Raw genomic sequence first — 26,352 nt, 5'->3', positions numbered from 1 at the left:
GGTTCTTATGAACGGATATACCGTCCCCCGGGATAGTATATCCGTTTTTTGCGCAACTAGAAGAAGGTATAAGCTTGCCGGTTTGTATTCCGGGAATAGATTGGCTATGATTAATGAGAGATTACTATAGCAATTCTGTGCAGCAGCATAAAGGAGAAATTACAATGAATGCCGACAATCAGTTAGAGAAATTCAAGCAGATTAAATATGAGCTTACCCGGTTTATGATGATATACAAATTCGCCCTCGCTGAAATGGAGACCAAGATTGAGATTCTCAAAGAGGAATTTCAGCTGCTTCACGACTACAGTCCGATCGAGCACACCAAGTCGCGGATTAAATCCCCAGAGAGTATTATGAATAAAATGCTGCGCAAGAACAGCGAGCTGTCACTCCAGCAAATTAGAGCCAGCATTAAGGATATTGCCGGGCTGCGCATCACCTGCTCGTTCATTTCAGATATCTATCATGTCAGTGCCATGCTGCAGAAGCAGGACGATCTCAAGGTGCTGGCGGTCAAGGATTATATCAAGAACCCGAAGCCGAACGGTTACCAGAGTCTGCATCTGCTCATAGAGGTTCCGGTATTTATGTCTGACTGTCAGGAGCATGTCTGTGTAGAGGTACAGATCCGTACGATTGCGATGGACTTCTGGGCCAGTCTGGAGCATAAAATTTTCTATAAATACAGTCAGGCGGTCCCTGAGCATCTGACCCTTGAACTCAAGAATGCGGCAGACAAAGCGAATGCACTCGATCTGCAGATGGAGCGGCTGCACCGTGAGATTCAGGAGATCAAGGATGCCCAGGAGGACGAGGATTCCTTCTCTGGACTGCGGGAGATTATCCTCAATAATCAGCAGTTTAACCTGCCTGCCAACTTCATTAAGCTATTAGGGGAATAGCCGGATGACAAGCGGAAGATGGAGGGTGATAGACTCATGCACAGAAAGGCCTATGTTACGGATCTGGATGGAACCCTGCTGAACTCGGAACAAAAACTCTCTGCTTACACAGTGCGGGTACTAACGGAAGCGATGGAACAGGGGATGATAATCAGCTTCGCTACTGCGAGAGGGTTCATCAGTGCAGACAGCGTAGTAGCGGATATTTCCTGGAAATATCCGCTTATTCTTTATAATGGGGCACTTATCTATGACAGCATGACGCACAAAGTGATTACCGGTTACTGGCTGGATTCCATTATTTCCGGGGAAATCATTGACATTGGACGGGAATTTGAACTTACACCGTTTCATTTCCTGCTGGATGCAGCGGACGGCGAGCGGGTGCTGTATGAAGCGCCTATCCGGACCGGAGATGTGGAATTCTACAAGTCCCGGATGAATGATGTACGTTTCCGTGAGGTGAAGCGGCTTGAATGTCCGGCAGATCACCGGACGTTGGTGATAACTTACATTGGACGTTTGGAGGAGTTGGCCCCGCTGCATCAGAAAGTGCTTGACCGCTTCGGTTCAGAGGTACATATTCATTTCATGAAGGATATATACATAAAAGATCATTATTTCCTGGAATTCAGCCATCCGGATGCGAATAAAAGCCAGGGGCTGAAGCTATGGGCACAGCATATGGGGCTGGATACAGAGGATATCGTTGTCTTCGGTGACCATTTGAATGATCTGGGCCTGTTTGCCGCAGCGGGAACAAGTGTCGCGGTGGAGAATGCCCATGAGGAACTCAAAGCTGTCGCACATCGGATTACCGCATCCAATAATGAGAACGGTGTTGCAGTGTTTCTGGCAGAAACTATGAACAAGGGAGAGATGACGGGTGAGTGAACAGTGTCTTCGTACCATTACAGTGAACCAGGCAGGTTATTCGAGTGCAGGAGAGAAGCTTGCCCTATTTACCGGAGAGGGGTCCCGTTTCCGGGTAATTGATCTTCAGACTGGAAGCATTGTATTCACCGGACAGACAGGGGAGGGAGTGGAGGATAAGCCAAGCGGAAGCCGTGTGCACACCGGTGAGTTCTCCGCAGTAACGGCTACGGGGATGTACCGTATTGAAGGTGAGGATGGACAGGCCTCGGCTGCGTTTGTGATTGCAGACAAGCCTTACCAGGAGCTGCAGCAGGGTTTATTAAAAGCCTTCTATTTTTACCGCTGCGGAGTAGAGCTGAGCGGAGAATATGCCGGTCCTTGGGGACATGAAGCCTGTCATCTGGCAGCAGGGACCGTAATCGGCCGGCCGGAGCTGAAGCTGGATAGCTGTGGAGGCTGGCATGATGCAGGTGATTACGGGAAATATTCAGGGCCCGGAGCCAAGGCGGTTGCCGATCTGCTGCTGGCCTGGGAGCTGTATCCTGCGGCATTTGCCGGTGCACGTACGCTGCCGGAGAGTGACGGCGTGATGCCGGATGTACTGCTGGAATGTAAAGTGGAGCTGGACTGGTTGTTCAAAATGCAGGAGAGCGGCAGCGGTGCTGTGTATCACAAGCTGACCACACAGAACTTTCCGGGGCTTGATGTGATGCCGGAAGCGGATACGGCGGAGCTGTACTTCTCCCCGGTGTCCGCTGCGGCTACAGGTGACTTCGCCGGTGTGATGGCGATGGCGGCACGGATCTATAAGCCATTCGATGAAACGTATGCCGCCCGGTGTCTGGAAGCTGCAGCGGCGGCCTGGAACTGGCTGGAGGCACATCCGGCGGAGCCGGGCTTCACTAATCCGCCGGGCATTACGACCGGGGAATACGGTGATGAGGAAGATCGCGACGAGCGCTTCTGGGCAGCGGCGGAGCTGTTCCGGACTACAGGCGGTGAGCAATACCATAGCGCAGCGAGAGAATTGGTGAAGCATCCATTCCCGAAATACGGCCTCGGCTGGGCGGATATGGGCGGCTATGGCACATTGGCTTACCTGTTGAACGGTGAAGAGCAAGCTGTGGCCTCTCTGTATGCGGAGCTGAAGGAAGGGCTGGTGGCTGAAGCCGCTCGCCTCCTCCGGCAGAGCCGGGAGGATGGTTACAGAATCTCGCTGCGGGAAGAGGATTATATCTGGGGCAGCAACATGCTGGTCCTGAATAATGCCATGCTGCTGCTGGTTGCGGAGCATTTCAGCGGGGAGACTGAATATGCGGCTTGTGCACTGGATCATTTGCATTATCTGCTCGGACGCAATGTCCTGGGCATCAGCTACGTGACCGGCTTCGGTGAACACGCGGTCATGCATCCGCATCACCGCCCATCTGTGGGAGACAACATAGCAGAACCCGTTCCGGGTCTGGTCTCAGGGGGACCTGACCGCGGACTGCATGATGAATATGTGCAGGAGCACTTACAAGGCAAACCGGCAGCCCAATGTTTCGTTGATCATGAAGACAGCTACTCGACGAATGAGGTCACCATTTACTGGAATTCACCGGCGGTGTTCGTGACGGCAAGGTTCAATTCCTGATTAGAAGAGGAGACGGTCCATGCAGACATTTAAGGTTATTAGTCTGGATATGTTCCAGACTCTGGTGAATATTCAGGGGAGGCGGGCAGAAGTCTGGAAGCCGATCCTTAAGCAGAATTTCAGCGAAGACAAGTCCCGGGAGCTGGGCAGCCAGCTGCTTAGCCACTATTTCGCCGCAGCAACCAAAGCCCGGGAGGCGGGCAGCTTCATCAGCAGCAAAGAAATATACAGCAGAGGGTTTCAGCAAGTGTTCCTGCAGCATGGCATGGACTATGACTGTTTGCAGGCTGTAGATAACCTGTTTGCCCAGCACCGGCTGTCCGAAATGTATGCGGACACCGAAGCCTTTTTACAGCGGATTTGCGGGGAATATCAGGTCTGCATTGTCAGTGATACCGATGAGCTTATGCTTCCTGACTTCTACCGGAGTTATCCTATCTCTTTATTCACTTCCGAAAGGTATCAGTCTTATAAGAATGACAGTCATAACCGGATGTTCACTGAGGTTATAGCCCATTATGGTGTGGAGCCGGAGCAGATTCTCCATATCGGAGACTCGGCATCAGATGTGCTGGGAGCAGCCCGGGCAGGAATCAGGTCCTGCTGGATCAACCGGGAGCAACTCACCTGGAAGCATGGGGTGAAGCCGGATTATACAGTGGGTACCCTGGAGGAAGTCTATGAATTTATATCAAAAGAGAGTAGTCCGATATCCATTGATTAATAGTGAAGGGGCCGTGAGGGAAATGAACCACAAACTGACAGAGCAGGACCTGGAGTTACTGAAGTATCCGATCGGGAAATTCACAGCTGTGGAGAACCGCACGGAAGAAGCACGGCAAGAATCCATACGGATCATGAAGCAGCTGGCGGCTGAACTTAGGGAGGCTGTAGGGCCGCTAACGGCGGAGCAGCTAGACACGCCTTACCGTCCGGGCGGCTGGACAGTGAGTCAGGTCGTGCATCATCTGGCGGATACTGGCATGTATGCCTATCTGCGGTTCAAGCGGGGTCTGACAGAAGAAGCCCCGCAGGTTCCGAGCTACAGACAGGATCTGTGGGCGGAGCAGAGCGATTATACGGATGAACCGGCGGAGTCCTCTCTTCAGCTGGTGGAGCTGCTTAACCGGAGATTCGCAACTCTGCTTACCTCACTGAAACCGGGTGATTATGATCGAAGCTTCGTAAGTGCCGGACTGGGCACGTTGACGCTGGATGCCGCAATTCAAAGATATATCTGGCATAGCCGCCATCACCTGGCCCAGATTACTTCATTAATCCAGCGTAACAGCTGGTAAATCATATTCTTTCAATCAAGAGCAGACGAAATTGGGACATACCCTTCCGTCTGCTCTTTTTCAGTTGTTCATTATCTCTGCATCATACGGTATTCTAATGAAATCTACTCTCTGCTGACCTGGACGTTTTTTCAGCAATGGAATTAGGTACCTTTTGGACAAAAAATGGAATGTAAAATGGGCGTGTGCTCCATTTCTTAATCGTATATAATTAAACAATACGGGCTCAGGCAGACATGGAGGTTAGGAAATGCCTATATCAAAGGGAGCGGAACATAAACCAAAGAGGAAAATCAGTCTTACTCTGCTCTTAATGGCCCTGGTGACTATGGTGTTTCTGCTCACTACAACGATCCTGCTTGCCGGGTCTTACCAATCTAAGAAGAAATCCCTGATGGCAACCACACTTAATTTGAATTATTCCAATGCGGACAGAATGAGTAAGACATTGGATTCACTCTTTCGATCGATGCGCAGCAGCCTGATTTACGATGCGTACACAATCTCCGGCATGGAGGCTGCGCAGCCTGAAGTTATAGATGAATATCTTGAGTTGATGCGTAACAGCAGCAATTATTTCAATTCAATTATCCGGGTGGATGCTGAGGGGAAGGTGCTCAATAACTCACCAGCCTCGTTGGGAATGGTTGGGAGTCAGCTTATTTCTCCACCAGCCCAGGAAGCGCTTGCCCTGCAGACCCCCTACCTGTCTGCACCGTATAAAGGATCTACGACCGGCAGGATGCTTATATTTATGAGCGAGCCGCTCTATAACAAACACAAGCAGTATCTTGGACTGCTCGGAGGCACGATCTATCTTCATGATGTCAATATCTTGAACATGATATTCGGGAGCAATGTTATCGATCAGACCGGATCGTATTATTATATTGTCAGCTCGGAGGGTCATGTACTGTTTCATCCTGATAAGGAGCGGATAAATCTGGATATCAGCGAGAATGTGGTTGTGCAGCAGCTGATGGAAGGGAAGAGCGGCGAAGTTCAAGCGCTCAATATGAGAGGAGTGCCGATGCTTGCCGGCTATTCGGCGGTTCCAGCCAATGGCTGGGGGGTTGTTGTCGTGTCCCCGGTGAGTGCAATTCAGAAAGAGCTTTTGGTACATCTGCGAAAAACACTTTCGTATACGATTATTCCATTTATATTATTGCTGCTGTGCGTATTTGTGCTGGCGCACCGGCTGGCGAAGCCGTTTGTGGTGCTTGCTGATCTGGTAAACCGTATCGGCAAAGAGAATGTTGAGCTTCCTGATCTGAAGCCTCACTGGAACCGGGAGGTGGATCTGCTGACCAAAGCGGTGGTCATCGCCTGGACGGATATCCAGAAGCAGACCAACCAGTTAACCCAGGAGGCCATGACGGATCTGCTGACAGGTCTTACTAACCGGAGAGCCCTGGATCTTAGCATAAGCCAATGGATTGCCGCCCGGGTGCCTTTTTCCGTGATCGTACTGGATGTGGATAAATTTAAGTTTGTTAACGATACCTACGGGCATCTGGCCGGGGATGAGGTGCTGAGGCAGGTCGCCGATGTTCTAACCGCAAATATCCGCCCGGGTGATGTGTGTGCCCGTTATGGGGGAGAGGAATTTGTGCTGCTGCTCCCGCGGACCAGACCCGAGGATGCCTACAATGTGGCCGAACGAATCCGTCAGACGCTTGAGAAAAGCAAGGTCCCCTTGCCGATGCAAGTGACCTCTTCCCAAGGGATTGCCCATTATCCTACGAATGGCCGCACGCGCGAAGAGCTACTGGGGAAAGCGGATGAAGCTTTATATACTGCAAAGCATACCGGCCGGAACCGGACTGTGATTGCCCGTGAATAGGGAAAGGAGCATCTCCATCAGGGGATGCTTTTTAGGTTCCTCTCTGCAGCTGAAATTAATCGTCACCTGGGCCTGGGCGGATACATATCCTACCTCAGAACGATAAAAAACGGCCCCGATGAAAGGAAGGATTCGCGTGACCTCTTATATGGACTACACGTCACCTAATACACAGTTTACCTTTGATATGAATGGCAACACGTTGTTTAAAAAGGATGATTGCAATTATATCAACGTGCTCGGCATCAAAAACTTGAACACCCTGGAGAACACCTCACTGCTGGATATTTATCTCAGCAAATCCAATGTGGTAGAACCGCATTATCATCAAAATGCTGCAGAGCTGGTGTATTGTATATCCGGCTGTGCAGTGGTATCTCTGATCAACCCGTTCACAAATGAGCTGCTGCATTTCCCCATATCACCGGGCCAGGTAGCCAATGTGCCGCAAGGCTGGTGGCATTATGAAGTGGCAACGACGGATTGTACCCATCTGCTGGCTATCTTCAATGCACCGACGCCGGAAGTCGTTCTGGGTTCGGATATTCTGAGCAAGACACCGGCCAATGTCCTGGCGCATACGTACTGTTTAAATGAAGCACTGGTTAAGGAAGCGCTGGCTCCCGTTAAGCCCCAGACCTTCATTGGCCCGCCAGCAGATTGCTGCGATCCCTCGCAAGCGGCTGCCGGGAATATGAAAGGAACCTATATGGCTCATGCCAATATGGCTCCGATGATGGCAATTGCGAATATGGCGCCTTATAGTTATCAGCCGGCTCCGCAAGCTTTTGGATACCAGCCTATGCCGGTCCATGGCTACTATACCCAGCCGTATGCCCAGCCTTACCGCCAGCATCCGTATGTCCAGTTCGATCCGAATGCGGGAAATGCCGTAAATGAAGCGGGAATCGAATAATAGAACAGGGAATGAAATAAGACGGCAGTGAATTCTGAGAAATCAGAATTCACTGCCGTCATGGTATATTGATTGAACTGAAAAATTAACCAGGAGCATCGCCGGGGAATTTTGGGGTTTTGGGACTTAGGACAGGCGGACAAGCACGCGGCCCCGTGTATTCGACTTCAAAATATCTTCGAGTGCAGCAGGCAGCTCCTTCAGGCTAATCTCGCGGTCCACCAGCTCCTCCAGCACGGCAGGCTTCATGTCAAGGCCCATACGTTGCCACAGCTTCGCCCGTTTCTCGGAAGGGCAGGAGACGGAATCGATGCCCAGCAGGCTGACTCCGCGCAGGATGAACGGCAATACCGTTGTGGGAACGGCAGTGCCTGCTGTTAATCCGCTTGCGGCAACTGCGCCGCCGTATGTGATTTTGCTTAGTACAGCCGCTAGAGGGGTGCCTCCGACGGAATCTACAGCAGCCTGCCAGAGCTGCTTATCGAGCGGCTTAACTGCACTGCCGGCCACATCCTCACGGGAGATCACTTCGGCTGCGCCCAAGGTCTGCAGATATTCGGCTTCATCAATTCTGCCGGTACTGGCCGTTACCTGGTAGCCTTGCTTAGCCAGAATGGCCACAGCAGCACCTCCGACACCTCCGGTTGCACCGGTGACGAGCACTTTTCCATTATCCGGAGTTAGTCCGTGAGCTTCCAGTGCTTCAATAGACATTGCAGCTGTGAATCCGGCCGTTCCGTAGATCATTGCTTCCCGCAAATTTAAGCTCTCCGGCAAGGGAATAACCCAATCCGCCGGAATACGTGCATATTCACTGAAGCCGCCGAAGTGCGATACGCCGATGCCATAGCTGGTGGCAATAACGGACTGGCCTTCCTGGAAACGGCTGTCGGTAGAAGAGACCACAGTCCCAGACAGATCAATCCCGGGGACAAACGGATAATTTCGCACAATGTTGCCATTCGGGATGCCCGCTAATCCATCTTTATAGTTTACACTGGAGTAGGCTACCTTAATTAGGACTTCACCGGACGGCAGGTCTTCGAGTGACAGCGGCTTGACCTCTACAGAGAAAGTGTCAGTCTTATCTACCACCAAAGCTTGAAAAAGGTTAGTCATATCTTATATTCTCCTTAACCGAACTCTATTTGTATATCTGTTATATAATATTTATTCTGACCGGTCAACTTTTTATTGCCTATGATATAATACACATTATGCTTAAATCGCGGAGGTCCTATGGTACGTTACAAGAAATCTGAAGAGAAGCGCAAGCAGATCCTGCACGCTGCGTTTCGGGCATTGTCCGAGCGGGGCTACGATGCTGTAACCCTGCAGACGATCGCCGATCATGCGGAGGTCAGCAAGGGAGTCGTCCATTATTATTTCGAGAGCAAGGAAGCGGTGCTGGTTGAACTGCTGGAATGGCTGACCGGCAGAATCTCTGCCAAGGAGCAGGCCGCTGTGGGGGAACAGCATACCGCAACGGGGAAGCTGACGGCATACATCGGGTCTGCGTTTCCCGGTCCGGCGCAGAACCGTGCCTTTTACCGAGTCTATCTGGATTTCCTGGCGCGGGCCAGCCGTATTCCGGTGTACCGGGAGATTAATCAGCGTTTCTATGACAGCTGTGCGGGAATCAGTACGGAGGTGCTGACGCTGGGCCAGCAGGAAGGGATTTTCTCCAAAGAGCTGTCGCCAGAGAAGACTGCCCCGGTGATCCGGGCGATTATTGACGGCTGCCTGATCCAGTGGCTGATGGCCGATAAGGACGAGCTGCATGAGGTGTTCAAGGATTCCTGTTACACGGCAATTATGAAGGTGCTCAGTGTGTAGAGGGGAGTATACAGAAAACAGGGGAAGGTTGATAGCATTTGGGGAGAAAATGGCGGAAAATCGTACTTATAGCTGTGGTCTGTCTTGTTCTTGGCGGGGGAGTGTTGTATTGGCTATACGGCACCGGATTCTCTCATGGTCACAGCAGACTGCGGATTAGCGAAGGGACACCCGTACAATATCTGCAGGGTGACGGGGTAGTGATTGTGGATGAAATGGAGCTTAGTTTAGGCAAGCAGAGCCAACCAGACGGCTACATCAGTATCTATAATCATTCGGAGATCTTGTGGAAGAAACCGGTCACGATTCCGGTGGGAGAAGGGCAGCTGATCAAGTGCACACAGGGAGGGAGTGCTGTATTTCCTGCTCCTGAGGTTATTTATTATTGGCTGTGTATTCAGCGTCCCGGCAAGCATGCAGAGGATGATCTTGTAACTTACTATATTGAAGCCAAAGTACTGGGAGAAGATGAAGATGCTGCGGCAGACAAGCTGCTAAAGCTTGCGGAGAACTGGGAAGTTCCGGATTGAGCAGGAATTATTATGTACAATCTGTGAACTGTAGTATATTGGACTTAGATTCGTCTGATGAGGGAGGCATATTCTATGTCAATTGCAACAACGATGATTATCCGGCTGGAGATCCGCAAGGCTGAAGCGTCTTTCGGGGATGTAGCAGCAAGGCTTGCGTCTGCAGGCGGCGATATCGTGGCGATAGACGTCATCCGTGGCGGCAAGGACGTAACAACCCGTGATCTTACAGTAAATGTGCAGGATGCGGCCAATGAAGAGATTATAAGTGTGCTAAGAAATATGCCGGGTATAAAAGTCATTAACGTCTCCGACCGGACCTTCCTGGCCCATCTCGGCGGCAAAATTGAGATTACTCCGAAGATGCCGATCAAGAACCGGGAGGATCTGTCCCTGGTCTACACACCTGGTGTGGCCCGTGTCTGTATGGCGATTGCCGAAGATCCCGCAAAGGCCTATTCGCTGACGATGAAAAGAAATACGGTAGCTGTCGTCACCGACGGCACCGCAGTGCTCGGTCTTGGCGATATCGGACCGGAGGCCGCGATGCCAGTGATGGAAGGGAAGGCCATGCTGTTCAAGCAGCTGGCGGATATTGATGCTTTTCCGCTGTGTCTGGACACGAAGGACCCGGATGAAATCATCCGGATTGTGAAAGCGGTTGCTCCGGGCTTCGGCGGAATTAATCTGGAGGATATCAGCTCTCCGCGCTGCTTCGAGATTGAGCGGCGGCTGTCAGCCGAGCTGGATATTCCGGTCTTCCATGATGATCAGCACGGAACAGCGGTGGTTGCGCTGGCGGGTCTGCTGAATGCGCTCCACGTGGTGGACAAGGTTATAGCCGATTGCAGAATTGTTGTCGTCGGCATCGGTGCGGCAGGCGTGTCAATCTGCCGTCTGCTGCTGGCGGCAGGGGCGAAGCAGATCTATGCTGTGGACCGGGCAGGGATTCTGAACCGGGACGAAACCTACACCAATTCCGAATGGAGCTGGCTGGCCAAGGCAACGAATCCGGAGAATGTGAGCGGAGGTCTTGACGAAGCGATGCGCGGGGCGGATGTATTCATCGGCGTCTCCGGCGGAGGGATTCTTCAAGTGAAGCATCTGCAGACCATGGCCCCGGACAGCATTGTGTTTGCTATGGCTAACCCTATTCCGGAGATTGAACCGGAGCTGGCTGAGCCTTTTGTCCGCGTGCTGGCCACCGGAAGAAGCGATTATCCGAACCAGATTAATAACGTGCTCTGTTTCCCGGGGATTTTCCGCGGAGCGCTGGACTGCCGGGCGAAGACCGTGAACCTGGAGATGAAGCTGGCCGCAGCACAGGCTATCGCTGCAGTTGTCCATCCGGATGAGCGGAATGAGCAGTACATTATTCCGAGTATTTTTAACGAAAAGGTAGTGGAGCAGGTACGTCTTGCTGTTATCCAGGCTGCGATTGCTACCGGGATAGCGCGGCGTATTCCGCCGGACATCAGCTGAACGGATAGTGCTAACCCGGACAGCGACTTGAATACTAGCAAGGCATATGAAGCTGCGGCCACTATGGCTTGCGGCTTTTTGCAATTTGGGTAATTATGCATTATTAATAAAATGTATCACTCCGCTGAGAGACTAAGATAACGGAATAGAATTGCCAAGGGTTTGGCGGAGGAGGCGAGAGGCAGGGAATAGTTGGATTTTCTCCACTTGCTCATGAACGGAGGAGCCCTCGCCAGGCAACAGTTGGATAATCAGCACTTACTAGGCTGCAAATAGATCAAAGTGGAGGAAAGACGTGGAATTAAATAACGTATATCCAACTAATTAGTTAAGATGCATTGAAAGTTCCAAATTAAGATACAATTATCCAACTATTATGCGGTTGTAATTACGATCTGATTTTAGAAAGGAATCAGGTGTTATCAGACTATCCACATCCAATTAAAGCATGGTAGAATATACAATTGAAAACATCTATTCAATTATTCGGGAGGCGCTATGAACCGCAAAATTCATATTATGGGAGCTTCCGGATCGGGGACTACCACACTTGGCAAGGCGCTCGCGGCAAGGCTTCCGCATGTTCATCTGGACAGTGACGATTATTTTTGGGAGCAGAAATATAGTAAGCAAACTCCGGTTGCAGCGCGTCTAAGCAGATTGCGGGCCGATTTGGAGCAACAGGAGCCGTGGATTCTGTCGGGTGCAGTCTGCGGATGGGGAGACGGGCTGCGCGATACGTTTGATCTGGTGATTTTCCTGTGGATACCTGAACAGCTCCGGCTGGAACGCTTACGGGCGAGGGAATATCAGCGCTATGGCGATGCGGGTCTGCCTGGGGGAAGCAAATATGAGGATGTCGAGACCTTCATGGAGTGGGCGGCGCTCTATGATACGGCTGGACCGGAGGTCCGGAGCCGGGCGCTGCATGAGGAATGGATGGCCGGGCTGAATTGTGATGTTATGCGTTTGGAAGGAGATATGTCCGTGGAAGAACGGGTGGCGGCTGTACTGCACCATATGTCCCGGTAATTCCCGGCATGACCGGATCAGGCTTTTTTTCACAATATAAGCTATGGAAAAGAGGGCTAAACATGAAGAAGATCATGCGTGCGCTGCTGCTTCCCGGAGTCATGCTTATGCTGCTTACGTCCTGCAATACGGAAACTACTCATTTCAATTATACTTTTAAAGGCGAGGGTGAAACCTGGTCGGCTGTATATGAGCAGACAGCAAGCCAGAAGCTGATCATCAAAAATGACCGCGTGAAGGATTCCGTATCCAGCAAACGGTATACATTCGATCTTCATTACAAAGGTGAACAGTCAGACCTCGGAGAGATCAAACAGTTCAAATACAGCTATAAAGGGATAAGCGGCGGTGGCAGTCGGACTCAGGAAGGACCCGTTAGGCTCGACATGTTGCACTCAGGAGGGAATGGAACCGGTGCATTTGAGTGGGAGGATTCCGTCATTAAAGTAAATGTGGAATGGGACGGTCACAGTGAGGAATTTGAACTCATAAATGCTAAGTAGGGCAATGTTGTCACTGATTAGGAGAGGCTGCCCAAGATGATTAAAGAGAGGGTTACGGAGGAATGAGCTTAGGGCTGGTTAGGCATTTCAGAGTGCAGCACAAGCCGGAGCGGACCTGGCTGACCGGGGAACAGTTCAATCAATGGATTAAGGAATATGAGACTGCGCCTATTCAGCAGCCTGTACCTATGAGCAGCTTACAAAAATGGGATATTTGTCTGTGCAGTGATCAGGCGAGAGCGTTACATACGGCAAGTTATTTTGATGCTCAAGAGTTCGTACATACAGAGCAGCTAAGAGAAATTGATATAGCAGCCCTGCAGTTAGGTAAATTCAAGCTAAGCGGATTGCGCCTGCCTGTATCCTGCTGGCTTGCGCTTGGACGTTTGTCCTGGACTGCCGGTCATCCCTCTCAACCGGAGAGCAAAGCGGCTGTTCTGCAGCGTGCCCAGATGGTAATAGATTCTCTAGCGGCAGAAGCTGAAGCAGCTGCACCGGAAGGACGTGTGTTGATCGTCAGCCATGGAGCGTTCATGAAGGTGCTTGACCGGGAACTCCGGCGTAGGGGCTATAAGGCAGAACGGATGTTTTTTCCGCGCAATGGGCAATTATATCTGTATGAGAAGAACTAAAGGATTCACAAATATATGAAAGCGGGTCATACATACTATGGTAACGATCGAAGAAATCGGCATTGAATCGCTGGAAGCACTAAACACGCTGTACGAAGAACTGATTGGCGGACCGACAGATCCGGTGAAGCTGGAGACGGCATTCCGGTCCATCCGGGAGGATAGCCGGTATGTATTATTGGGTGCTTTTGTAGACGGGGAATTGCTGGGCTCTATGATGGGGATCGTCTGCCAGGACCTCGTTGGGGATTGCCGCCCGTTCATGGTGATTGAGAATGTAGTGGTCTCTTCGCGAGCTCGCCGGCAGGGCATTGGCAAAAAACTGATGACTGCCCTCGAAGACATCGCCCACGAGCGGGACTGCTACTATATTATCTTCGTGTCGGGAGAGAAGCGGAAGGAAGCGCATGTCTTCTATGAGAAGATGGGCTACAAAGAAGAGCCGGTGGAGGGCTACCGTAAGCATTTGAGCTCGCATTAGGCTAATCAGCCAACCGCCCAAAAGCTCTTAGCTGCAAAAGCTTTTCAATGGTTTTACATGATTTCCACCAGTTCTCGCTGATGGCAAATGCTTCAGGGTACCTGCTGTTGTTGTACCATTCCCAAGGAATAGACCAAACGCCGCTTTCGGGTTTTTGGTCTATTAATGTATCAAGTGCCGCATGGACCTCTTGCTTGTTCGCTTCATAAAATCTGCTTGCCCGCGACTGAACAAACTCAAGAGGGTTCGCCATAAAATTACCGGTTTCGTTACGTATTTTCTCACCAACCAAGCAGGGGATTTGCTTACACAGGAATTCATAGTCAAATTGCTCTGTTAATCCTGCACCTTCAATATCCTCAAGCAAATCACAATAACCACTAACCCCCATATCTCCGTACTCCGTTGTTGATTTCAGTTTTTCAATAAGAATTCCGCTGTAGGATAAAGCCATTGTATACAAGTGTGACTTGCTGTCTCCATAACGAAGAATGAAGCCGGATAGGCTTGCAGTAGTTCCAATACTCTGATAAGTATTTGTCCCAGCATTATAATCCCACCAGACACCATGAGGATAGTCATTATTCGATGGAATTGTAAACATCCAGCCCTCTTCCGTAATATGCTCTGTGTTCTCAAGATACCGGAATATACCCTTGTATATGGGGTGAGATACATCCGTGAAATCTATCTGTCTCAGCATTTTGATCACAATCTGGGCATTATACGGGGTGGAATGAGGGTTCCAGTTATCAGGATCAATGCCATTTCCATAACCGCCGTCGTTATTCTGATAATGCGATAGGGCCGCAAGAACAGGTTCTTTAGTTCCATTTTCAAAATGATACTGAAACAGAGTCAGATCAAGTGCTCTTGCATTACGATAAATCCAGGCCTTAATGTCATTGAAATCATGTATCCATAGTTTTTTCACAACAATCACCTCGTAAATATCTTATAGTCTAACATAGTATTTGTATTGCAAAAATCCGACTTCCCTTCATAAATAACTCCTTCTTCGCCTCCCCCTTCCAAATATTCCGTTTGACCATCCCGATGACAGCGCTTTATAATCCCTTCATGAGTGGCGGACCAGTGGTCATGACTACAGAAGGCGGGGGACAACTGTGAATCAAATATGCAAAGTGCTGATTGTGGACGATGAAATTCTGGTCCGGCAGGGGATTAAATATGTGCTGGACTGGGAACACGAAGGATTTCAGATTGTAGGTGAAGCGGCCAACGGGCAGGAAGCGCTGAATTCGCTGCAGACCCTGCAGCCGCATATCATCATTACCGATATTGTGATGCCGGTAATGGACGGCGAGGAATTAACACGCCTAGTGAAGCGGGATTATCCGGCTACAGAGGTAATCGTGCTGAGCAGCTTCAGTGAATTTCATTATGTGCGCTCCACGTTCCAGAATGGGGTGGCCGATTATATTCTGAAGCCGAAGCTGGAAGCCGGTTCGCTGCTGCAGGTGCTGCAGAAGACCCGGGAACGTATCCCGGGGCTGGGTGCCACCGCGGCTGGAGTTCAGCCGGAAGCGGCACCCCAGCGGCTGGATGCCCTGCTTAGCCGGTTGATCTCAGGCTACCGGCTGCAGCCTGAGGGGGAGGAGTTCGTGAAGCAGCAGCTTCCGCAGGACTGCTTCAGCTTCTTCGGCTGGGAGACCGGGCGAACCGGACCAGCCGGTGTTACCGGTGCCGATAACGCAGACAATGACGCAGACGCATTGACAGCCATCACCGCAGCTGTAACCGGGGAACTGGAACGGAATGTTCCAGGACTGATGCAGTGCATCATCCCTGGCGGCGAGCCGAATGCGGCACTGCTGCTGGTCAACCTGCAAGAAGAGCAGTGGCCGGCGCTCTTGCAGGCTGTGAATAAGCTGGCCCACGCCTTGGCCGGACAAGAGCCTGAGCTGCGCCTGACCCTGAGCCGGGCCTTCGGTTCGCTCAGCGAGGTGGCAGCGGTCTATCAGCAGAGTGTTCTGAAGCTGCGGCAGTACCGCTTCTTTTTGCCAGATCAGGTACTGCTGGTACACGATGAGCTGCCGCAGCGGGAAGCCCAGCTGCCGAAATTCAACCTGACCCAGTTCACGGAGCAGCTGAAGCGCCAGCAGCTGGAGGAGGCGTTCGGCGATCTGCATCAGCATGTCGATGCGCTAAGCCGGCAATATGACGGGGATGTGTTTCAGTTCAAGTCCTTCCTCGGCAATATGATCTTCAATGTGACGAATCAGTTCAGCCATCTGGGAGAGCTGGAGGAAGGGAAATACGGGCTGTTCCGGGCCATAGATGAAGCGGGCTCAGCGGATGGGGCCGTGCGGATTCTCGAACATTTTCTTGCCCGGGTCATGGAGCTGACCTCATCGGCAGCGCTGACACCAGGGAGCAATGCCAATATGGCCAAGCTGCTCCAGTATATGGAGGAGCACTACACCGAGCCGCTGAGTCTTACGGAGCTGGCCCGTCATTTTCATTTCAACCCTTCTTACCTGTCCAGTCTGTTCACGACCTATAACCAGGAGGGATTCAAGGAGCATCTCAATACGATCCGTACAGGCAAGGCGGCGGAATTGCTGCGGGCAGGCGAGGCACCGATTTCCGAGATTAGCAGCATGGTCGGATATGGGGATCACAGCTATTTTTGCAAAGTGTTCAAGAAATATACCGGCTTGTCCCCGAGCGCTTACAGACGTCAGCATTACGGACAGGAGTAGAGCCTATGCGCAGATATTGGGATCGTTTCAAATTCCACAGCCTGTTCATCAAAATATTCATCGTGATGCTAATCAGCATTATTGCTGTAGCCATCGCTTCTTCATGGACCACGGTCCGCATGTCGGAGAAGCTGTTCATGAACACCTTCAGCATTACGAATACCAAGGTGATCAGCCAGATTAAGGCGAGCTTCGAATCGTTTCATTATTCCATCGTTACAGCCACCAACAACACACAGCTGAGCGGCACCATTAAGAGCTTCCTGACGGAAGAGGACTCGAATTCCCTGCGGGTGCTGCGGACTTATTACAATATGACGACCCAGATGAAGAAAATCCAGTCTACTCTGGACTCCTACCAGGTCGGGATCAAAATCATGGGCAAAAACGGACGCAGCTATTCCACCAATACGAATAATCTGCTGATGAGTGACCAGGAGCTTCAGCAGCATGAGCTGACCAAGAATACACTGGCTGAGCCGAAACGGCTGATGTACCAGTTCTATGAGGAGAGCAGTAAGGATTCCCCGGAGAAAGAGGCTGTGATCGTAGCCAGCAAAGCACTCATGGAACGCACAACGGGCGACATTTACGGAACCTTGTATTTTACCATTCATGAGCAGGATTTCCGCCCCTTCTACGCAAGCTTTGTCAGCACCGGGAACGATGTGGCAATTCTGAACAGGGATGGAGTCATTGTCTCGAGCAACCGCAGCGATCTGATGGGCCAGCAGGCGGAGGATTTACTGCAGTTTGCCAAGGAGATTGAAGAGAAGCAGCTGGATTACAAAAATATTGATTTCCGCGGCACGGATTCCATTTTGATTGCGGATTATCTGTCTTCCTATGATTTCTATATTGTGAATCTGATTGACAAAAAGACGGCTCTCGGCCAGATGGTCAACGGTAAAATGGTGGTGCTGATCTGCTCAGCCATCGTCATCGTAGCCCTGATCGTCGTGTTCCTGATCTTCAGAAGGCTGACCCGGTCGTTGACCCTGCTTACCCGGCAGATGTCCAAGATTACCCAGCGGAACTTCCATAATTACATTACGGTAACCGGCAGCTTTGAATTTCAGGAGCTGGGACATGCCTATAACTATATGCTTGATGAGCTGAATGATTACGTAGAGAAGCTGGTCGAGACACAGAAGGAGCAGCGGAATGCCGAACTGGCTGCCCTGCAGCATCAGATTAACCCGCATTTTCTGTATAATACGCTGGCCTCGGTCAACTTCCTGGTGCAGCAGGGCAGCCAAGAGAAGGCGGTTCACACGATTCATGCCCTGATCTCGATGCTGCAGAATGCGCTGAGTAACGTCAGTGAGAGCATCACAGTAGCGCAGGAGCTGGACAATCTGAAGTCCTATGTGTTTATCAACCATGTACGCTACGGGGAGCGGATCAGAGTGAATTTCTTCATCTCACCGGACTGTATGGACTTCCATCTGCCGAAGCTGATCATTCAGCCGTTTATTGAGAATGCTTTTTTCCATGCGTTTACGAAGAAAAGCGGCGGGTATATTCATATCCTCATCTCCCAGGATGCCGGTTCCCTGCTCTGTGAGGTGGTCGACAATGGGGACGGTATGGATACCGGAGAAGCCGATCTCTCCATGTCCGGGCCCGCGAGCAAGCGCCAGCTGTTCACCGGGATTGGGATCAAGAATGTGCATGACCGGCTGGTGCTGATGTACGGCGAGGAGTACGGGATTACTATTAAAAGCGTCCCTGGTGAGGGGACAGCTATTAAAATACGCCTGCCGCTTCTGATGGGACAAAAATAATACCATTATCTAAAAAAAGAACAAATTGCAGATAGGCAGCGCTTACAATAGGCGATAAAATGACAAATCCCTATAAAGTAAGTTCTAACGGGTCCTCTTACGCGGATGATAAGATTACTTATGTAATAAATAAGCGCTTACATTGAAGCGGAACTCATAAAAGCGCATCAAAGGGGAGGATTACAAATGAAAAAAGGCATTGCGTTATTGCTGATTTGCCTGCTTATGCTTACTGCCTGCAGCTCCAATTCGAACTCGAATTCCGGCTCCAAGAACACAGGGAGTGCAGCTGCGGATACCGGAACATCCGGAAACACAGCAGCCACAGAACCTGCTCAGGCAAAAGAAATTACAATTTGGGCCTGGGACCCTGCATTCAATATTGCCGCACTGGAAGTAGCCAAAGCGGAATATGCCAAAACCAACCCTGATGTAAAAATCAACATTGTAGAATATGCACAGGCTGATATTATCCAGAAGCTGAACACTGGGCTGAACTCTGGAACAACCAAAGGCCTGCCGAATATCGTACTGATTGAGGACTACCGTTCCCAGAGCTTCCTGCAATCGTATAAGGATTCCTTCTACGACCTGAGCGGCTCGATCAAAGGCTCTGACTTCGCGGATTACAAAAGCGGTCCGACCAGCCTGGACGGCAAGCAGTACGGAATTCCTTTTGACTCCGGCGTAACCGGACTCTATGTCAGAACTGATTATCTGGAGCAGGCAGGCTACAAGCTGGCCGATCTGCAGGATATGGACTGGAACAAATATATTGAAATCGGCAAAGCCGTGAAAGAGAAGACCGGTAAAGCGCTGATTACGCTGGACCCGAACGACCTTGGGCTGATCCGGATGATGATTCAATCCGCCGGTGAATGGTATCTGAAGGAAGACGGCAAGACACCGAATATTGCCGGCAATGCGCCGCTGAAGGAAGCTTTTGAAATCTATAAAGGGCTGATGGAATCCAATGTGGCTAAGGTGCATGCGGACTGGAGCCAGTTCGTAGCTGCCCTGAACAGCGGGGACGTCGCTTCGGTACCGACAGGCAACTGGATCACTCCTTCGATCACGGCTGAAGCAACGCAGTCCGGCAAATGGGCCATCGCACCGCTTCCGAAGCTGACGGCGAATGAATCGGTTCATGCCTCGAATCTCGGCGGCAGCTCATGGTATGTGATGAATGTGGACGGCAAGGAAACTGCAGCTGACTTCATGGCAAAGACCTTCGGTGTAAGTGTGGAAATGTATCAGAAGCTGCTCACAGACATCGGTGTTATCGGTACCTTCAAAGCGGCAGCGGGCGGAGAAGCTTACAGCCAGGCCAATGAATTCTTCAGCGGCCAGAAGATTGTATCGGATTTCGCCGCCTGGACAGAGCAGATTCCAAGTGTCAATTACGGTATCAATACCTACGCAATTGAAGACATTCTCATTGTAGAAATGCAGAACTATCTGAACGGCAAGGACATTGACAGTGTGCTGAGCGATGCCCAGGCTCAGGCTGAATCACAGATTAAATAGCTGAGTCTTGCACACAGGTAAACCTTGGGCGTGGCCTGCGGCTTCCGGGCTTTCAGGAGGGCAGGGCAGCGTCCGGGGTTTATTTACTTTACTCCGAAGGGGCTGGGCCGATGTGAAAAAAACAAATTCGAGCGTGAGTATCCGTACCAGAAGCGTATTGACCGGTTGGTCCTTCGTCCTGCTTGCGGTCATTCTGATCTTCGTTTTCTATTTCTACCCGATGCTGCAGGCGCTGATTCTGTCGTTCCAGACAGGAACCGGCAGCAATCTTACCTTCACCGGATTCGACAACTATACACGGCTGCTGTCTGACAAGACTTTTATCGTTTCTGTAAAAAACACCTTCATTTATCTGCTGGTTCAAGTGCCGCTGATGATTGTGCTGGCACTGTTTATTTCAGTGCTGCTGAACGACAGCAAGCTGAAGTTCAAAGGGTTTTTCCGGACGGCGATCTTCCTGCCCTGTGTAACCTCGCTGGTTGCCTATTCTGTAGTGTTCAAGTATTTGTTCGCTGGTAACGGTCTGGTGAATACCATGCTGCTGAAGCTCCATCTGGTCAGTGCCCCGATTGAATGGATCACCGATCCGTTCTGGGCCAAAATTACGATTATTATCGCGATCACCTGGCGCTGGACGGGGTACAATATGATCTTTTACCTGTCCGCTCTGCAAAATATTGATCATTCCATTTACGAGGCCGCTAGAATTGATGGGGCTTCTGCATCGCGGCAATTCTTCGGAATTACTGTCCCGCTGCTGAAGCCGATCATCCTGTTTACCTCGATCACATCCACCATCGGTACCCTGCAGCTGTTCGATGAGGTCATGAATATTACGAAGGGCGGTCCGGGGAATGCAACACAGACGATCTCCCAGTACATTTATAATTTGTCGTTCAAATATTCAGCGGACTTCGGCTATGCAGCCACCGTATCGTATTCCATCGTGATTATGATTGCGCTGCTGTCGGTCATCCAGTTCAAAGTGGCAGGTGATAAAAATGGCTAAGAGTAAACGTTTCTTCTTGTATCTGTTCCTCAGCATAGCGGCCATTGTCTCGATCTTCCCGTTCTTATGGATGGTGGTCAGCTCCACGAACCAGTCGGTCGACGTCACCCGCGGGCGGCTGCTGCCCGGAACACATCTGCTGGATAATTTCCAGAAGCTGCTGGATACCACAGACCTGCAGTTATCCTTGATCAATTCCGCTAAAATCTCGATAACCACAACGCTGCTGGCGCTGCTGATTGCCTCGCTGGCCGGTTATGGCTTCGAAGTCTTCCGCAGCCGCTCGAAGGATGTTGTGTTCAACATCCTGCTGTTGTCGATGATGATTCCGTTCGCCGCGCTGATGATTCCGCTGTACCGGATGTTCGGCAAGATTTCGAATGTGTTCCCGTGGATGGGCATTGATACGATGACTTCGGTCATTCTGCCTACGGTGACCACGGCCTTCCTGATCTTCTTCTTCCGGCAGAGCACGAAGATGTTTCCGAAGGAGCTGCTGGAGGCCGGCCGGATGGATGGGCTCAGCGAGCTGGGCATCTTCCTGCGCATCTATCTGCCGACCATGAAAACGACCTACGCCGCGGGGGCAATCATCACGTTCATGTCAAGCTGGAACAATTATCTCTGGCCGCTGATCGTGCTGCAGACCCCGCAGACGAAGACGATGCCGCTCCTGATCTCGACACTCGGTTCGGGCTACGCCCCGGACTACGGCATGATTATGATCGCGATTGTAATCGGCACGATCCCGACTGCGCTGGTATTCTTTTTGATGCAGAAGCAGTTTGTGGCTGGGATGATCGGGTCGGTGAAATGAACAGAAGAGTTCACTTGGGGCGGGGCGTAGCTAGGGTGGATATTTTGGACTTCCGGCCGCTGTTGTCTCCAGATTTCTTGATTCTAGCCGCTTATAGCGGATGAAATCCGGAGACAAAGGCGGACGCTACCGCTCCTACAGTTCCAAAAATCCCCCTCCGTACGCAAGCCCTGTTGTAAAATTCTTAAGTTCATTTATGTGGGGTGTGGCAGGGGAGAATCGCGAAAGAGGCAAGCAGCAGAAAGGATGCTGCTTGCCTCTTTTTCTTGCTTATTTTACTAAACGAGGGTTAAATTAGGGGGGGAGAGGGATAAGATGAGATGCTTAACTGCGGACATTCATCCATAATGTGGCGGCTGGAGCGGTGTTCGTTCAACAATGCAGCAATTGATGTATTCATCCCCAAGCGGAATTCAGCAATAGTTGTATTCTGTACACTTAAAAACAGCGAAAAGGTAGACTCGCCTCTTTTAAGTGTAGTTTGTACAACTAAATTTGCTTGAATGGGTGAGAACCCATCTACATGGGCTTTTTAATTGTACGAAATACAACTAAACGGAGAATCGTTTGTAAATCAGACGTTTTAGTTGTACAAAGTGCAGTTAAGCGTAACAGAGGATGGACCGTAATCGGGTGATGTCAAACCTAAGCAGGCGATTTACCAAGGTTTTGTCATTAGGTTTAACCTGATACGGGTACTATTTTAATCGTTGCATGCGTTAACTTAACAAGAGCCGCAGTAGCGGGAGCGCTGCATTATTCCAAACGGAGCAGAATGAGAGGATGATTGTTACTATGAAGCAGAGAAAGAAGTTACTCGTGTTGCTGCTGACAACGGGAATGAGCTTGGCGTTATTAATAGGGGGTAGTACGGGGAAGGTGCAGGCAGCGCCTAAGGAATATCCGGTACTGCTCAAGATCAACGAGTATTATGTGCTCTATACGGCACCGAAGGCGCCTTATGTGGATTCACAGGGACGAATGATGATTCCATTGCGCTCGATCAGCGAGCTGCTCGGGGCGAAGGTCAGCTTCGATGCCAACAGTAAAACGGCTACAATCGGGATGGATGATGTAACGGTTAAGTTCACGATAAGGTCGAAGTCTGTTTCGGTTAACGGGGTTGCCGGCTCCATGGATACGATTCCGGTATTGGAGCAAAATTCGATGTTCATCCCGGTCAGTGTTCTGGCGGGCAGTTTGGGCATCGTGAGTAAATGGGATCAGAATAATCATCTCTATACATTGACAGGGGACACTCTGATGCAGACGGATATTATTAAATTAGCGATAGAGGATTTGGAGAGAAGCGCCTTTGGAGCACCGCCGGGGGCGATTATCAGCAACAATGCTTTCCGTCCTGTCTCGTATACGTATGACGCGGCAAAGGGCAGCTTTACTGTTAAATCGCAGAATATAACCGGAAATGATATTCCGGCAGGAGCAGCGGATGTAGCCGCATATGTGGTGTTTAAAGATTCGGTTCAGTTCCCGGTGCCGAGACGGGAAAGACCGGCTGTCGGGAAGGACGGGTTCACCTTGGTTACCGCTCAGAAGCAATCGCCCTATCCCCCGCTTTATTTGCTTGTCAAAGGGAGGCTGCTGGACCGCTCCCCCATATAAATACCTGAACAAAGGTGGAATCAGATGATGATAGATATGCAGGAAATCGTAAACGCTGTTAGCGGCTTGAAGCACCGCTTGATGAACATATCGCGGCACCGGTTGCCAGCCTGCTGGGATACTACGCAAGTCTGATGGATTCTCCCAAAAAGCGGGCATTCTGGGACTCCTCACCGGATTGTACGCATGTGCATATCGTATGCGGTGATTCCTTCGCTGAAGGCATGAAGCAAGCGTTGACAGGGCTGGGCTGGACAGACTCGCACAAGCTTGTTACACTCCGGGAGAATTATGCCATAGGTCCGCTGGGCCAGCTGGACTCGCCGGAGGGAAGGAAGGCCCGGAGTGAGTGGTTCCTCCAGAATATCATAGGATACTCTACCGCCACTGATGAGTGCGAAGAAATGTATACGGAGCTTATGGACAAGCTTGTGCAGGTAGGTTTCCGACAGCAATGAGATTCTACAGTGTCAGACGCAAAGCAAACTGAGCAGGGAAACAGAACGTTGAATGCCGGAAGTTGAAAATTACATTACAATTCAGGAGGCAGCCTATGCAAACATTATTCCGTTATAACTGGATGGTCCGCGAGGAATGGTACAAATGGTGTGAAAAGCTGCCGGAAGAAGAACTGCTGAAGGAACGGATTGGCGGAATGGGCGGAATCCTGAAGACGCTGGTTCATATTATCGATGTGGAATTGAGCTGGATCCGGGATATGGAGGGTAAGCCTGATGTTCGGGCAGATTTCCCGGAATATAACACTCTGCAGAAGATCAGGGAGCTGGATGCAAGGTTCCGGCCGGAGGTGGAGCAGTTCGTGCTGGCTTGGCATGAGGGGCTGGAGCAGAACATACTGAAGGATGAGCGGGCGGATGGACGGGTAATTGAGGATACCTGGGGTGAGATTATGCGCCATATTATCGCTCATGAGATTCATCATTCCGGCCAGCTCTCTGTATGGTCCAGGGAGCTGGGCAGGAAGCCGGTATCCGCCAATCTGGTGGGCAGAGGGCTTGCGGGCAGTTTGCCGGGCAGAGAATAAAGGGTGCGTTTAGTCACCTTTCAGACTTGATTTTACACTGCCAGCAGGCATGAACAAGATACAAATCTGAGTGTTGAAAAGGCTGCGGCCAAGGCGGGCGAAGCTTAGATTAGCTTTACAGCTCCGGCGGAAACCAAAGGTGACGCAGATCCACCCAGCCCTGGCTGTTGAACGTAACGCCGCGCACGGAGGGCAGATAAGCAGTTTCGGCAGGCTTTTCATACAGGATATGTAGCTGATGATCCCGGGTCAAGGTGTCCTCTATGATCTTGAAGCCCTCTGTCCGGGCAGCCGTATCAGGCTCGCGGGAGATCATCTGCAGTCTGCCTTCGATGTCGGCGCGGGTTCGCGGCTCGATATGCTGCGAGAGGGTCAGATACAGATCGTACAGCCGCAGCTGTTCATCCTGATCACGGAGCAGAGAGAAGACAATCAAATCCGATTGCAGGCGGATCGGTCCTTTGAATTCCTCCGGGGATACGGAGACCACCTTACAGGAATATCCGTGCTGCTTCAGCCTTGAGGCAATGTATTCAGCGTCCCCGGCATACTGCGGAATGGTGGCAATTTGCAGTGCCGCCGCCGGAAGACCGGCTGAATGCCTGAAAGGTTCACGGGGAGCTTCATGCAGACAGGACAGAATATCGGCACGGAGAAGGGGATCGCTTAGCGGTCCCTTTTTTTTGGTGTTGCAGGTGACGAATTTGCGTACCGAGGATTCGGAATGAATCTTGCTCAGGGAGCCGGTACCCGCTGCCTGCGGATTCGGAATGACATGGAAGCCCGAACCCGTCTCGGAGGGTCCCGGCGCAAGCCCCCAGGGTACATAGATGATTTCCACACGATCCAGATGGGCCCGCCCCTGAAAATAATAAGGAAACACCTCCAGCACGCAAGTATCCTCGCTCATCTCTACTACCTTGAAAGGTCCCGTTCCCGCAGGTCTTCGTCCAAATACATTCTCACCGATGGACTGCAGGTCACGGGGGACGATCGCCGCCCGGCTGGTGCAGAGGAACGGGAGGAAGAGCTCGTTCGGCTTCTTCAGCAGAATGCGGACGGTGGAGGCATTCAGGGCTCTAACTTCCTGAATTTCCTTGAAAATATAGCTGTACAGCGTCCGCTGTGAGGTAGACATCATCCGTTCAAACGAGTAGACCACATCCTCGGCGGTCAGTACCTTGCCGTGATGGAACAGGACTTCTTTGCGCAGATGGAAGGTCCACGCGGTACGGGCTTCGTCGGTCTCCCAGGCATGGGCCAGACCGGGAATCACTTTGCCGCGTTCGCCGCTGCGGCCGACAAGACCGTCAAAGACATGGCTGGAAACAAAAGACTCTGCCAGCAGATTCATATACAGCGGATCGAAGGTGTGCAACTGCTGCGTGACCGGCAGCCGCAGCGTATCAATCCGCTTGTCGCTCTGCATCTCGGCATGATGCCCGAAGTAAGCCAGCAGCCAGCCCTGTAGTGTATCCTGCAGGGCGGAGGTGCGGGCATGTCCGCGGATTCCCTCCAGAGCGCTGCTGATATCCTTGCTGCTGATGGCCTGCATCATGGATTCCAGGGCAATATCCTCGGAGGCTGCGAGGAACACCAGCTTGGAGCGCCGCCCCCGTCCACGGCTGGGCGTCCAGGTGATCCAGTTCATTTCTACCATTTTGCGGATCACATGCAGCGCGTTGCGGTGGGTACAGCCGAGGGTCAAGGCCAGCTCATCCAGGGTAACAAGGACCTCTGCCGGGCCTCCATGATGCGAATGCAGCTTCAGAAATTGGCTGTGCAGCTTCATCTATAAGCTCTCCTTTTACAAAATAGGAAATTAATAATAATATATTTCTCTTTTTC

General features: G+C 51.1%; 25 protein-coding genes. 22 read left to right on the top strand and 3 right to left on the bottom strand.

From position 1 onward, the window contains the following. Positions 1-164: 164 nt before the first annotated feature. From MKX70_RS25835 to MKX70_RS25805, 7 genes are all read left to right on the top strand, one after another. Positions 165-905: a GTP pyrophosphokinase gene (locus MKX70_RS25835; protein WP_042235434.1), complete on the top strand. Its 741-nt coding sequence runs from the start codon at positions 165-167 to the stop codon at positions 903-905. 36 nt (positions 906-941) lie between these two features. Next, a complete protein-coding gene (locus tag MKX70_RS25830) occupies positions 942-1,799 on the top strand; it encodes a Cof-type HAD-IIB family hydrolase (protein WP_340787686.1) in 858 nt (285 codons plus the stop codon). Continuing rightward, positions 1,792-3,417 carry a glycoside hydrolase family 9 protein gene (locus MKX70_RS25825; RefSeq protein WP_340787684.1) on the top strand — a complete coding sequence of 542 codons (1,626 nt, stop codon included), beginning with the start codon at positions 1,792-1,794 and terminating at the stop codon, positions 3,415-3,417. Before MKX70_RS25830 ends, MKX70_RS25825 begins: the two co-directional genes overlap by 8 nt. A 19-nt stretch (positions 3,418-3,436) precedes the next feature. After that, positions 3,437-4,141, top strand: a complete 705-nt coding sequence (locus MKX70_RS25820; RefSeq protein ID WP_052416290.1) for an HAD family hydrolase — start codon at positions 3,437-3,439, stop codon at positions 4,139-4,141. Positions 4,142-4,163: 22 nt separating this feature from the next. Next, entirely contained in the window at positions 4,164-4,715 is a 552-nt protein-coding gene (locus MKX70_RS25815) for a YfiT family bacillithiol transferase (RefSeq protein ID WP_042235440.1), read from the top strand. Between the two features lie 250 nt (positions 4,716-4,965). Continuing rightward, entirely contained in the window at positions 4,966-6,558 is a 1,593-nt protein-coding gene (locus MKX70_RS25810; protein ID WP_340787676.1) for a sensor domain-containing diguanylate cyclase, read from the top strand. 136 nt (positions 6,559-6,694) lie between these two features. Continuing rightward, on the top strand, positions 6,695-7,474 hold the full coding sequence (locus tag MKX70_RS25805; RefSeq protein ID WP_445323680.1) for a cupin domain-containing protein: 780 nt from the start codon (positions 6,695-6,697) through the stop codon (positions 7,472-7,474). A 126-nt stretch (positions 7,475-7,600) separates the two neighbouring features. Here the strand turns inward: MKX70_RS25805 and MKX70_RS25800 are convergent, their stop codons facing one another. Next, positions 7,601-8,593: an acrylyl-CoA reductase family protein gene (locus MKX70_RS25800; protein ID WP_340841135.1), complete on the bottom strand. Its 993-nt coding sequence runs from the start codon at positions 8,591-8,593 to the stop codon at positions 7,601-7,603. A 120-nt stretch (positions 8,594-8,713) separates the two neighbouring features. Between MKX70_RS25800 and MKX70_RS25795 the strand changes: the two genes are divergently transcribed. The 7 genes from MKX70_RS25795 to MKX70_RS25765 all read left to right on the top strand — a co-directional run bounded on the left by MKX70_RS25795 (position 8,714) and on the right by MKX70_RS25765 (position 13,970). Then, a complete protein-coding gene (locus tag MKX70_RS25795; RefSeq protein WP_340841134.1) occupies positions 8,714-9,310 on the top strand; it encodes a TetR/AcrR family transcriptional regulator in 597 nt (198 codons plus the stop codon). Between the two features lie 38 nt (positions 9,311-9,348). Further along, a complete protein-coding gene (locus MKX70_RS25790; RefSeq protein ID WP_340841132.1) occupies positions 9,349-9,840 on the top strand; it encodes a hypothetical protein in 492 nt (163 codons plus the stop codon). A gap of 75 nt (positions 9,841-9,915) precedes the next feature. Continuing rightward, positions 9,916-11,322, top strand: coding sequence for an NAD-dependent malic enzyme (locus tag MKX70_RS25785; RefSeq protein ID WP_340841130.1), 1,407 nt, complete (start codon positions 9,916-9,918; stop codon positions 11,320-11,322). A gap of 498 nt (positions 11,323-11,820) precedes the next feature. Then, a complete protein-coding gene (locus MKX70_RS25780) occupies positions 11,821-12,354 on the top strand; it encodes an AAA family ATPase (RefSeq protein WP_042235452.1) in 534 nt (177 codons plus the stop codon). A 62-nt stretch (positions 12,355-12,416) separates the two neighbouring features. Beyond that, a complete protein-coding gene (locus MKX70_RS25775) occupies positions 12,417-12,857 on the top strand; it encodes a hypothetical protein (protein ID WP_042235454.1) in 441 nt (146 codons plus the stop codon). A gap of 62 nt (positions 12,858-12,919) precedes the next feature. Beyond that, positions 12,920-13,489, top strand: a complete 570-nt coding sequence (locus MKX70_RS25770; RefSeq protein WP_340841129.1) for a histidine phosphatase family protein — start codon at positions 12,920-12,922, stop codon at positions 13,487-13,489. Positions 13,490-13,526: 37 nt separating this feature from the next. Continuing rightward, complete coding sequence (locus MKX70_RS25765; RefSeq protein WP_042235456.1) at positions 13,527-13,970, top strand: GNAT family N-acetyltransferase; 444 nt, start codon at positions 13,527-13,529, stop codon at positions 13,968-13,970. A gap of 1 nt (position 13,971) precedes the next feature. On the opposite strand, the gene MKX70_RS25760 is transcribed toward MKX70_RS25765, so the two are convergent. Then, positions 13,972-14,904, bottom strand: coding sequence for a hypothetical protein (locus MKX70_RS25760; RefSeq protein WP_042235457.1), 933 nt, complete (start codon positions 14,902-14,904; stop codon positions 13,972-13,974). Between the two features lie 193 nt (positions 14,905-15,097). Between MKX70_RS25760 and MKX70_RS25755 the strand changes: the two genes are divergently transcribed. The 8 genes from MKX70_RS25755 to MKX70_RS25720 all read left to right on the top strand — a co-directional run bounded on the left by MKX70_RS25755 (position 15,098) and on the right by MKX70_RS25720 (position 24,504). Continuing rightward, positions 15,098-16,696 carry a response regulator transcription factor gene (locus MKX70_RS25755; RefSeq protein WP_340787653.1) on the top strand — a complete coding sequence of 533 codons (1,599 nt, stop codon included), beginning with the start codon at positions 15,098-15,100 and terminating at the stop codon, positions 16,694-16,696. A gap of 5 nt (positions 16,697-16,701) precedes the next feature. Continuing rightward, positions 16,702-18,483, top strand: a complete 1,782-nt coding sequence (locus MKX70_RS25750) for a cache domain-containing sensor histidine kinase (RefSeq protein ID WP_340841127.1) — start codon at positions 16,702-16,704, stop codon at positions 18,481-18,483. A gap of 186 nt (positions 18,484-18,669) precedes the next feature. Beyond that, positions 18,670-20,010 carry an ABC transporter substrate-binding protein gene (locus tag MKX70_RS25745; protein WP_340841126.1) on the top strand — a complete coding sequence of 447 codons (1,341 nt, stop codon included), beginning with the start codon at positions 18,670-18,672 and terminating at the stop codon, positions 20,008-20,010. Positions 20,011-20,122: 112 nt separating this feature from the next. Beyond that, complete coding sequence (locus tag MKX70_RS25740) at positions 20,123-21,019, top strand: carbohydrate ABC transporter permease (protein ID WP_340841125.1); 897 nt, start codon at positions 20,123-20,125, stop codon at positions 21,017-21,019. Next, the gene (locus tag MKX70_RS25735; RefSeq protein ID WP_042235465.1) at positions 21,012-21,836 is read left to right on the top strand and encodes a carbohydrate ABC transporter permease; all 825 of its coding nucleotides are present in this window, start codon (positions 21,012-21,014) and stop codon (positions 21,834-21,836) included. Before MKX70_RS25740 ends, MKX70_RS25735 begins: the two co-directional genes overlap by 8 nt. Before the next feature lie 795 nt (positions 21,837-22,631). Next, positions 22,632-23,459: a stalk domain-containing protein gene (locus tag MKX70_RS25730; protein ID WP_340787646.1), complete on the top strand. Its 828-nt coding sequence runs from the start codon at positions 22,632-22,634 to the stop codon at positions 23,457-23,459. A 134-nt stretch (positions 23,460-23,593) separates the two neighbouring features. After that, positions 23,594-23,917, top strand: coding sequence for a DUF1835 domain-containing protein (locus MKX70_RS25725; protein WP_340841124.1), 324 nt, complete (start codon positions 23,594-23,596; stop codon positions 23,915-23,917). Between the two features lie 95 nt (positions 23,918-24,012). Beyond that, positions 24,013-24,504, top strand: coding sequence for a DinB family protein (locus MKX70_RS25720; RefSeq protein ID WP_340841123.1), 492 nt, complete (start codon positions 24,013-24,015; stop codon positions 24,502-24,504). A 115-nt stretch (positions 24,505-24,619) separates the two neighbouring features. Here the strand turns inward: MKX70_RS25720 and MKX70_RS25715 are convergent, their stop codons facing one another. After that, on the bottom strand, positions 24,620-26,296 hold the full coding sequence (locus tag MKX70_RS25715; protein ID WP_340841122.1) for an ABC transporter substrate-binding protein: 1,677 nt from the start codon (positions 26,294-26,296) through the stop codon (positions 24,620-24,622). Positions 26,297-26,352: the final 56 nt, after the last annotated feature.

The sequence above is a fragment of the Paenibacillus sp. FSL R7-0312 genome, from assembly GCF_038004445.1.
In the GTDB taxonomy this organism is placed as follows: Bacteria; Bacillota; Bacilli; order Paenibacillales; family Paenibacillaceae; genus Paenibacillus_AQ.
Note: the sequence above shows the minus strand (reverse complement) of the source record. Positions and strands in the feature narration are given on the sequence as shown.